The organism is Plastoroseomonas hellenica, from assembly GCF_018129085.1.
Taxonomy (GTDB): domain Bacteria; phylum Pseudomonadota; class Alphaproteobacteria; order Acetobacterales; family Acetobacteraceae; genus Plastoroseomonas; species Plastoroseomonas hellenica.
This window is the reverse complement of the sequence record NZ_JAAGBB010000064.1, coordinates 20990-31097: the sequence shown is the minus strand read 5'-3', so window position 1 is coordinate 31097 and position 10108 is coordinate 20990. Positions and strand designations below refer to the sequence as shown.

The 10108-nt window shown below is 68.7% G+C and carries 10 protein-coding genes and 1 pseudogene; 4 read left to right on the top strand and 7 right to left on the bottom strand.

Annotated features, from left to right (window positions below):
* The 7 genes and pseudogenes from GXW71_RS30215 to GXW71_RS30185 form a co-directional block, all read right to left on the bottom strand.
* A pseudogene (locus tag GXW71_RS30215) lies at positions 1-766 on the bottom strand (hypothetical protein); the annotation flags it as partial.
* A gap of 486 nt (positions 767-1252) precedes the next feature.
* Complete coding sequence (locus tag GXW71_RS30210; protein ID WP_211856483.1) at positions 1253-1873, bottom strand: hypothetical protein; 621 nt, start codon at positions 1871-1873, stop codon at positions 1253-1255.
* Between the two features lie 506 nt (positions 1874-2379).
* Complete coding sequence (locus GXW71_RS30205) at positions 2380-3663, bottom strand: DotG/IcmE/VirB10 family protein (RefSeq protein WP_211856481.1); 1284 nt, start codon at positions 3661-3663, stop codon at positions 2380-2382.
* On the bottom strand, positions 3663-4646 hold the full coding sequence (locus GXW71_RS30200; protein WP_367617399.1) for a DotH/IcmK family type IV secretion protein: 984 nt from the start codon (positions 4644-4646) through the stop codon (positions 3663-3665). Before GXW71_RS30200 ends, GXW71_RS30205 begins: the two co-directional genes overlap by 1 nt.
* Positions 4647-4662: 16 nt before the next feature.
* The gene (locus GXW71_RS30195; protein ID WP_211856473.1) at positions 4663-5292 is read right to left on the bottom strand and encodes a DotI/IcmL/TraM family protein; all 630 of its coding nucleotides are present in this window, start codon (positions 5290-5292) and stop codon (positions 4663-4665) included.
* Positions 5293-5371: 79 nt separating this feature from the next.
* Positions 5372-6463: a hypothetical protein gene (locus GXW71_RS30190; RefSeq protein WP_211856458.1), complete on the bottom strand. Its 1092-nt coding sequence runs from the start codon at positions 6461-6463 to the stop codon at positions 5372-5374.
* Between the two features lie 87 nt (positions 6464-6550).
* Positions 6551-6979 (bottom strand): helix-turn-helix transcriptional regulator, encoded by a 429-nt coding sequence (locus tag GXW71_RS30185; protein ID WP_211856456.1) that lies wholly within the window; start codon positions 6977-6979, stop codon positions 6551-6553.
* Between the two features lie 98 nt (positions 6980-7077).
* On the opposite strand from GXW71_RS30185, the gene GXW71_RS35030 reads away from it, so the two are divergent.
* The 4 genes from GXW71_RS35030 to GXW71_RS30165 all read left to right on the top strand — a co-directional run bounded on the left by GXW71_RS35030 (position 7078) and on the right by GXW71_RS30165 (position 10082).
* Positions 7078-7590, top strand: a complete 513-nt coding sequence (locus tag GXW71_RS35030) for a hypothetical protein (protein ID WP_246527028.1) — start codon at positions 7078-7080, stop codon at positions 7588-7590.
* A 278-nt stretch (positions 7591-7868) separates the two neighbouring features.
* On the top strand, positions 7869-8327 hold the full coding sequence (locus tag GXW71_RS30175) for a type IVB secretion system protein IcmW (protein ID WP_211856454.1): 459 nt from the start codon (positions 7869-7871) through the stop codon (positions 8325-8327).
* Positions 8327-8899: a hypothetical protein gene (locus GXW71_RS30170; protein ID WP_246527027.1), complete on the top strand. Its 573-nt coding sequence runs from the start codon at positions 8327-8329 to the stop codon at positions 8897-8899. The genes GXW71_RS30175 and GXW71_RS30170 overlap by 1 nt, the downstream gene beginning before the upstream one ends.
* Positions 8900-8921: 22 nt before the next feature.
* Complete coding sequence (locus tag GXW71_RS30165) at positions 8922-10082, top strand: hypothetical protein (protein WP_211856452.1); 1161 nt, start codon at positions 8922-8924, stop codon at positions 10080-10082.
* Positions 10083-10108: the final 26 nt, after the last annotated feature.

Here is a 10108-nt window from a genome sequence, read left to right as displayed (position 1 = left end):
CGGGACCTGCCTCCTGGGCCCCGGGGGCGACGGGCGGGTGGGCTGAGCGCTCGGCGGCGGGCGTGGGTGGAGGAGGTGCCACCGCCGCGGGCGGAGGCACTGGCGCCGCGGGCGCCATGGCGTTCGGCGCCAGCACGACCGGAGCTTCCGGGCGCGCCGCCGGCAGCTCCGTCACCTGTTCGGCCGGTTGCCGCCCTGCTGCCGGACGCTCGCCTTGCGGTGCCGGGCCGGGCGCCAGCCTGGCACCAGGCGCTGAAGGCCCTGCGCCGGCTGTGGGAGCCGCGCCTGGTCGTGGCCCCTGCTCTTCAGCTCTGCGATCCCCGCCCGTGACCCGCGGTGCGCTGGGGTGCAAGCCCATGAGCTCATCCCGCTGCGCCGCGGGATCCGCCGGCGGCAGGCTCAGGCGGACCGGCGACGGCGCCGGCAGCGGCGCAGGCGCCTCCGCCATCCGCGCCGCCGGCGCGATCAGCCCGGTCGATTCAACGGCCCGGCGCGCGGTCGCGCTGACGTCGCTGAGGCTGATCGGGTAGATCGTGTTGTAGGGCGACAGCGCGAAGGCAAGGCCGCCAGCGATGGTGCCGATGACGGCGCCGGCGGCAAGAAGCCCGCCACGCCGGCTGCGGCGCGCGGGGCGCAGCCGCAGGAATTCCTCCGACTGCGCGGGCTCCGGGCCGGTGAGCTCATCTTCGGTGGGCAGGGAAATGTCAGGACAGCGCGACAGCGGCGTCCCTGCGCGAAGGGTGTCGGGGGCGACAGTGGCGTCCATGGACGGTGATCCCGATGGGTTGCTGGTCACCAGCAGGATCACCGCGACCGGCGCGAATGGTGCGCCCCTTGCGGTCGCGAGTGGTCAAAATTAGGACGAATGATACCCGCCGCCGCATCACCAGATGCACCCCAGCAGCGGTGTTAAAGCAAATATCGGGCGACAATTTCACCTGATTTCTCTGCGCGCTCTTGCGGCCACCAAGAGGTTGTCGTCTTGGAGAAACAGCGTTTGTGTTGGGAATATGCGCGCCGAGATCTTGCCCTTTGACCAAACAGGCGCCTATCGCCTGACAGGCTGTGGGAACTCACCGTCAACATCGAGGACGAGTATGGGAAGGTGACGTTACCCACGACTGAGATCGGTTGAACCCAGCAGGCCTCGGCGCAGCGAAGACCAAGCGCGGCGGGCCCCGAGCTCCCCACGGTGCGTGCGGGCCGATAGCCAAGGTCGGGAGGAGGAACGAAGCGCGGCTCCGTCGCGCCTTCAGGGCACCTGGAACCAGCCCTTGTGGCCCAGCCCAGGCGTGAGCTTGGCCTTCTCTCCGTCGCTCTTGTAAGGGAAGTCGGCGTTGTTGGGCTTGGGGACCAGTTCGTCATCCTCGTCGAAGCCGGCCGCCACCAGCGCCAGGCCGCTTGCGTCCGTGTAGACGGTCTGCCTGGCTGGCACGTAGACGAAGTCAGAGCCGTATGTGGCGTGCTCATTGGTGCGGCGCAGATCGATCACGCGCTCACAACGCAGCAGACGCTTGATCTCGTGGGCGTTCAGGTTCTGGCTTTGGCCGAGGTTGCTGCCAGGATCGCCATAGAAGATCAGCACGTCTGTCACGCGGTCGATATTCATTTTGCTGCAGAGGAAGCGCGCCGACACGTCCAGCGCCAATGCCAAGTCCTTGTTGCCGCTCTGGATCGACTGGTTCAGGTGCACCAGCGCACCCCAGCTTCCAGTTCCACACATCACCAGCCCGACGCAGCCTGAAAATCCAGTCGACCAGAATGGCGTCAAGCCGAAGGTGGAGATGCCCACCATCCCGGAGTCGACCGAAGCGAATTTGCCGCGCGGCTTTGGTGTCAGGGCCGCGTTAAGGTGGATGTGTTGCAGCGCCACTGCTCTTCTCCCGGTGATTGCGCCACGCCTCGCGCATCCTGGGATAGTGATAGCAGGCGCCGATCTTCCTCGACCACCTTTGATCTCGATGTCGCAACCACCCGAACGACGGCGCCCTGGACGGTGAAGGCGCGCATGCCGCAACTCGCGTGCGGAAGGGTGACCGCCGAGGAATGTGGCGGAGCTAGCGGATAAACCTGACGGAAGATTCCTGCCGCCGCGGCCGAAAGGGCTCAAAAGCGGGCATTTCGCCGACAGCATCAGCTATCGCTTCCGAAAGAGGTTCCACGACGCGCGATTCGCCGTGAAGCCATTTCCGCATCTCACATAGTTCTCCATCGAGAGCCGTTAGGCGCACTTCAGCTTCCACTCAGCGGCCTCCAGGCCGGAAGCGGGACCGGAACCGCAGCACACCAGCTTCAAGGTCCAATGCGTAAGGTTCAGCTTACGGGTCCGATGGAAGCCCGCCGTATCGCGCGGAACGAGTATGTTCGCTGCCTCAGCATCTAGCGGTCTGGCAGCGCGACGTTCGAGAGGAAGAGCACACCGACTGACGCGCCGCGCGCCAGAAGCACCGTCGCACGCTGCGGCGTCGACTGCTCCAGGATCTGCCCGAGGCGGGCACCCGCTGCGCCGGCGGCGACCCCGAGCTGCTCCTCGGTGTTGAGCCTCGAGGTGACGGTGCCGCCGCCGAACGGGCTGACGAAGGCCGTCGAGTTGCTCCGGGCGATCGCCTGCCCCAGCCCTTCGACAAACGCCGCGGCTGCCGGCAGCAGGATCCGCTCCGCGAAGCGCTGGTCCACGCTGGTCGCAACCGACGTCTCCATCGTGTCCGGTGCGACGACGAGGCCATCGACCGAAATCGGCTGCCCGCCGTGGTTGACCGTCGTGATGCGTACGACCAGGCGGTCGGTCATCCCGGCACGCGTGAAGGTCCCCATCATCCGGGCGCCCGCAATCGGACCGGTGTCGGCCTGCAGCACCACCGGCCCACCCGCCTCGGAGTTCGTCGCGGTGATCGTATGTGCGTAGACACCGCGCCCGGCGGGCACCAGGACCTGACCCTGCGGTGCGCGCCCGCCGGCTGCCGCTGCCGACGCCGGAGCGCCTGAGGCCGGCACCTCGTCGCTCGCCAGCCGCCGCGCCATCGTGGATGGCTCTGCTGGGCGGCCGGAAGGGCGTCCCTCGGCGGCGCCCGCGGCTGCAGCGGGCAGCGTCACCGTCGTCTGCGGCGGCCGGCCGCCCCAGCCCGCCAGGAGCCCCTGCACCGCATTCCGCAAAGCCGGATCATCCGCAGGAGGCGCCACGGTTGCTGGCCGGGCCTGTGGCGCGGGCTGTGCGACCTGCTGCGCGAGGGTCACCCGCGGCGGAGCCGGAGCCGTCTCGACAGCCAGGCGCGCCGGCGCGGGCTGCGGCCTCGGCGCCGCCACCGCGGGCGGAGGCGGCGGCTGCTGGGCCAGATCGACGGGCTGCACCGGCAGGCTGGCCGCGATCGGCGGCGTGAAGGAGCGCCCATCGCGCTCTGCCCGCTCCGCCTGACGCCGGTCCTCCGCCAGGGCAACGCGATCCTGCAGCGGTGTGCTGTTGGTGCCGCCCGGCAGCGGATTGAGATTGACCGGACGCGCTGCGCTCGACTGCAGCGGCGGCTGGGTCGTGATGAGGCTGACCCCGACGACGATCGCCGCAACCACCATGATGCTTCCTCCTATGATCACGAACCGCATGGGGCCCGCGGAGGTCACGCGGTTGAAGGGATTGGCGAAGCGGCGCCTCGCAACCGAAGCGGACATCAGCGCCCCTCCCTCAGCTCGGCCGAGACCGTGCGGTTGTTGACGGAGAGGAGGACGACCGGCGTCGGCGGGATCGCATAGACCGTCACCCCGGCCTCCCCGTATTGCGATGCGTCCCAGGGCGGCGACATCAGCGTGTGTCGGGTGCGGAGATAGATGTGGTTGCCGAGCCTCCAGGCGCGCACGTCATCCGGCGAGACGCCGGTGATGGAGAGCGGCACCGCATCTGCCGGCGCGATGCCCGAGAGCATCGCCGTGAGATAGGGGGCACCCGTCACCGGCGCGCCGGGGCGCGTGTCGATCTGCACGCGCGCGTTGGGGCCGCGATAAGCCACGTTCACGCTGACATTGGCGTCGTAGCGCTCGCCCCCGGCGACGAGCAGAAACGAGATCGGCTTCGGCGCGCCTTGCAGGTTGACCAGCAGACCGCCGCGCGGGGTCACTGACATCGGGGTGATCTGAATCGTGTTGGAGCCCTGCACGGGCACGCAGACATGAAAGCCGGACGTCACCGCGGCCGCGGACGGGCCGCTCGCATTCGGCGCCGTCGAGCAATTGCCGGCGCCACCGCCCGCGCCGCCGGCCGAGACATTCGCGGCGTTGCTGTTGGAATCCCAGGCGATCGGCCACGGCTGCCCGGTGCTGTCGAAGAACGAGAGCGCCGTCGGGTACCCGCGCACCGTCTGGACGATGCCGGTGGCCTGGCCGGGTGCGAAGGTCACATTCAGAGGGCGGCTCACTGGTGAGGCGACAGCCGTCCCGCCCTCCTCGCGCGCCCGTTCGACCTCGCCCCATCGGCGCGCGAGCTCGCGGATCATCTCCGGAGTCAGCGGAATCGCATCCTGCAGGATCCGGTCCCGGGCGGCGCCACGCGCCTCCGGGGTCTGTGCCGGCGGCGCGGCCGGACCCGGCGCCTGCGCGAGGGCAAGGCCAGGCAGCACGACGCCTGCGGCGAAGGCAAGGGCAAGGTGGCGGGAATGCACGGGATCAGCTCCTGGGTTAGCGGCGGGTCGCGACGAGCTGGTCGATGGCGAGGCCGTCCGGCTTGTCGACGTCGTCGGTGCGGATCACCGTCGCGGTGATCATCAGATTGTTCGGGCTCGACTGCTGCGTGTTCTCGCAGGTCTGCAGGATCGGAAACTGCACGGTGTAAGCGAGGCGCCCGTTGACGACCGTGGTATCGCGGATCACCGCGGCGCGCTGGCTCTCGGCGCTGCAGAGCATGCGCGTACGCTTCATCGCGTCGAAGTTGCCCGATTGGATATAGCTGGTGGCGAAGCTGTTCCACCCGTTCTGGGTGAAGCGTCGGCCGGCGGTGTTCAGCTGCTCGGCATAGTCGTGGTAGTTGACGTTGTAGACTGCCAACACCGAGCGCACGGTCCACTCGCGCAGCTGCGTGTCATCGACAATAGGGCTGGACAGCGCGACGGCCGGGCGCGGCGGAGTGCGGCCGTCGACAAAGAAGTAGCGCGTCTGGATCGGCCTGCTCTGCAACCATAGGGAATAGGCCACCGACGTGACGGTGACGATCGACATGGCGATGCAGAGGCCGAGGAGCCTTTGCACCAGGCGGCCCTGAAAGTCGGGATCGCTGAGCCTCCTGGAGATGGCCGCCTTCTCGTTTTGCATCGCTGCTCACCCTCACCTGCCAGCTCTGCGCGCAGGCTGCGATGGACCGGCGCGAACAGTGCCGACGAAGGTGCGGATCTTAGAGTGCGTAGGCGGCGTCCGGCGCGACTTGAGCCCTCTTGAAGCTGCGGCTCTTGCGTGCGCAGGGGCTGCGGCGACGGTCCTCGTCGCGCGCACTCCAGAAATAGAATCCTGTGAGGAAGCCGCATCGCTTCAGGACGTAGCCCGAACTGCGGATGCGCTCGATCACCCGGCACGGATCGAAGCGGTGCACCAGCTCGTCGCGCGGGACCTTCGGGAGACCCAGCCGCGTGCTGCGTGTGCGCACGGCGGCTGCGGAGAGCCCGAGATCGGACGCGATCGCCTTGTAGTGCTGCCCTGCAAAGACGCGATAGGAGAGATTCAGATCCAGAAGCAGCGTCCAAAGCGTTTCATCCCGCCCCGCCCTCTTCTCCACGCGCAGGATGCTGCCGTCCGCTTGCTGAACGAGACCCGTCGTGACACCGCCCTCCGTTGCGGGGGCAAGCGGTGAAGGCGCGAGCTGGAGAGGCTCCCCGATCAGGGCGCGTTGCAGCGCCACGAGCGGCGGCGGCGGCGAAGTCACCAGCACGATCGCCGGCGCGATGCTTGGTCCCAACGGGAGCGCCAGGCTGGGAGAGGCGGGTCTTTCCGTCGTTCTCGGCGGCCCTTCGGCCGGTGGCACGCCGCGCGCTGCGTCTCGCATCCGCTGCCGCCGGTGGAGCTTCTCCGCGGCGGGCCGCTTGATGTCGCTGCGCGCCCGCCCCGGAAGGTTCAGGCGCCGCTTCAGCGCGTAGATGCTCCCCCTACTGCGCTCGAAGAGGGTGGCTATGCTGCCCGCGTCCCAGCGGTCCAGCCAGCATTCGACCATGAGCCGCATGTCCGCGATGGCCCAGGCTCTGGGGTGCGAGCGGCGCCGCATTGGCGCGGCACTTGGCGTGGGCAAGGAAAGCGCGACGGCCCGATCGAGCACCTGGCCCGACGACAGCCCGAGGACGGTGGAGATGGCCTCGAGCCCGAGGCCCTTTTCCACCATCCGCGCCAGCACCGCGTCCCAGCGATGCCCCGGAGATCGAGACGATTCTGATTCGCGCCGGCTTCCGGCAGGCAAGGGAAGCGGCGCGACGGGGCGGCGCCCCAGTTGTGCAGCCATAGCGAGCACTCCCGTCAGCCGGGAATGCAATACGCCTCATAGAGCAGTACAGCAATATCGAATTGGCGATATTATCCCTATAAGGGGCTATCCGGTACCCGCCTCACCGGGATTTGCGTCGTCAGAGTCTTCCTCGCCATTGTCCGCGAGCACCTGCAGCTGCGACACCCGGGCCTCGATTTCGAGAATCTCCTTCTTCGCCGTCGCCACCACCGCGGCGAGGTCCGCGATCGCCTTGGCACTCCGCTCCAATCCGCTCGCGCTGCGCGCGGAGCCGGGCAACAGGTCCGTGACCGACAGGTCCATAGCCTGAGCGATCTTCACCATGGTTCCGATCCGGATGTCGGCATTGCCCACTTCCGCCGCGGAAATCGTCGATTGGTTGGTCCCTGACTTCGCGGCCAAGTCGACCTGCGTCATCTTGCGGCGGCGCCGCTCCTGACGAATGCGGGTGGCGATCGCGACGAGCAGCTCGTCCGGCTCAAAATCGTCGGACACAGCGGGACGCTTGCTCATGCGCCACTCCACTTCGAGAAACTGACGCACTGTGCTGTTCCCTTCGCTCTCCCACGGGAGCTACGGGCCGACGGCGCGCGCGGAAAGCAGCACACGGCATGGGCGGCGCGACGATCCCATTCGCGCCGGCCGTGGCTAGCGTGCGGCTGAAAGCGAGGTCTCACATGCATGCTCTGGCCGCCATTCTGGTCTCCGGGTCCATTCTCTCTCCACTTCTCCCGGTTGATTTCCGAATTCTGCCATCCCAGGGGCGCGAGGCTGTGGCGGCTTCGGCCTCCCCTGCACCGCCACCGATCGGACGCGAGCCGCTGCAGGTGCCGGCCGAGCCACCGTCGCCCGCAGGGCAGGCGGCGCCACCCGTCCGCCGGGCAGCTCGGCCACTCGCGCCCTACCCGGCCGCCCAGGGCTTCGGAAACGACGTGCCCTTGCGCTTCGCGGCGCGCCAAATCGTCCCGGAAGGGATCAACGTCGTCTTCGCTGACGGCATCGACCCTGATGTTCGTGTCAGCTGGCAGGGCGGTGGGCCTTGGAACCGCACCCTGCAGAGCGCGATCCAGCCCCTCGGGTTGCGGATGCATCACCGCGACCGCGCTATCACCATCAGCCGCTGACGCAACGCGCAATTCAGGGACATGGGATACGGAGCCGGCTCCGTGTCGCGCCTTTTGCAGCGGCTTGGACCGCCGAGTGCCCAGCAGCCAGCGTTCACCTGTGCTCATCCCGTCGCCCCGATCCTGCGGTCGCCTACCCTCAGGAAGCCCCCGGCGGACGACCCTAAAGCTGAACCAATGCCTGCTCAATCCAGCAATTCGTGGCGTGGCAGGACGATGGCAAAGCGTATTCGCGCCGCTTTGGCACAGCCTTGGGCCTCCCCGTCGAGGAGCCCTTCATGCCGGACCTCCAGCGCGCCAGCGCCATCGACTGGCTGCACACCGTCGAGCCGGCATTCAGCCGCCGACTGACGGCACCGGTCCGGCCCATTGAGGACGTCGCAGCGGTCCAACCGCTCCTGGTGGCGCTCGGCACCGCGCTCGACCAGCAGCTCGGACAGCGGCCCGAAGAACTCGTGCCCAAGCTGCTGGACGGGTCCAGCCTTCTGCAGGACGTGCTCGCACAGCTCGGGCCTGCCCGCCTGCTGCGTCTTCTCGCCTGGTTCGAGACGGCCGACCTGCCGCGGGGCGAGAACCTGATCGACGCGCTGCTCCACGACGATCACAGCGAGGCCGGGCGCCACCTCCGCGCCGCCCTCAGTGAGCTGCAGCGGCAATCGCTGCTTGCCCGAATCTTCCACCCCGACCGCCTTGCGCTGCTGCAATCGGTGGTCTCCAGCCAGAAGGATGCCCTCTGATGCCGCGCCTCGCCTGCACACACGCGATCGCCGCGCTGACGCGGCGCCTGGCCTTGGCACTCGCGCTCACCAGCATGCCGCTGCTCCTCCATGCCCAGACCACCGGCAGCGTCGGCTGCGAGGCCGTCACCCAGGCGGCCGCCGCCGGCATGGCGGCCCGCGTGCAGGCCGACGACAACGACATCCGGCCGCCGCAGAGCGTCCGGAACCTCGCCTGCCTCGACAATTTCTTCAATGGCATAGGCCTCAACGTCATCGCCAACCTGCTCGACCCGACCTCGCTTTTCGATGCGGTCACCGGGCAGATCTGCGCCGCGGTCAACCAGGCCTGGCAGAGCACGCTGGGCAATGTGCAGTGCGGCCTCACCGTCACCGGCTTCAACCTTGGCTTCGGCTTCGGCGGCCTGGGCGGCGGCGTGATGTGCCCGAGCCTGTCCTTCGGCGGCGGCGGCCCGCCCATCGGCACCGTCGGCGGAGGCCTGAACGGCGGCGGCCAGGGGGGCTTCTACGTCAACGGCAGCGGCCTGGTCCCGACCGGCTACCCCCGGGCCCAGCAGCCAAGCGGCCTCTGAGCGCGCGGAAGGAGAACCGATCATGCTCGCCCGTCTTTGCAAGCCCGCGCTGGGCGCGCTGCTCGCCGGCGTCCTGGCCATCCAGGCGCCGCGCCCGGCGCACGCCGAGTGGCCAACATTCGACGCCGTCACCCACTTCCTGCTCACGCAAATGCAGCAGCTCCTGCAAAGCGCGATCAACCGCGTCTACGAGAACATCACCAATATCGGCAACCTGCTCGGCGACCGTTTGACGCAGGGCTTCACGCAGATCTCGAACTACCAGAAGGCCCAGATCGGCGCGATCCAGCAGGTCGCCGACGCCGCCCTGATGGCGCAGGCGCGCACCCAGCGCGACGTCCGCAACGCCAGCATCCGCGACCAGCATGTTCCCTCACCGCAGGCCTGCTACGCCATCGATGGTGGGCAGGCGGCGGAGGTTTCGCGCATCCAGGCCGGCCAGGTCGCGGCCAGCATCAACCACGTGATGGATCAGCGCGGCGAAGGCGCGCCCGGGACGCCGGCCTTCTACGGCCAGGCCCAATCGATGAGCGCCTCCAACGCGCTGCATCTCTCGCGCTACTGCACCCAGACCGAGGCGGCCGCGGGTCTGTGCACCGTCTCGGCGCGCCCCAACGCCGATGTGCGCTTCTCGAGCTTCCACGGCGCCGACGTCTATGCCGACAACGCGGGCGTCAACGCCGCCAATGACTATGCCACCAACCTGATCCAGCCGGTCGTGCCCGCGGCGCTGCGCGGCGATCAGCTGGCGGCGATCTCCGGTCAGGACGCGGCGGCGCTGCGCCGCGGCTACGACGCGCGCATGTCGCTGGCGCGCGGCGTGCTCGCCCACCAGATCGCCCTGCAGTCGCCCTCCGTGGTCCTCACCGCCGAGCAAAGGCGGCTGCTGCAGGCGCGCGGCGTCACCGCCGGCAACTCGGGATCCTGGTTGCAGGTGATGAGCCTCGAGGTCGACCGCCGCGTCAGCGATGTCGGCTGGGCCTCGGCCCTGCAGGCCATGCCGCCCGCCACGGTGCAGCGCGAGATCGCCATGGAGCTGGCCTTCAGCAACTACATCGCGATGCAGAATCTGCGCCTGCAGATGCAGAACGCAGCGCTCAGCGCCGCCCAGCTCGCCGCGATGGCGGAGCAGGGCTTCCAGCGCGCCACCGCGATGCCCGCGCCGACCGTCGCCTCGAACTAAGCGCCACCAGCATCGACTGCAAGGAA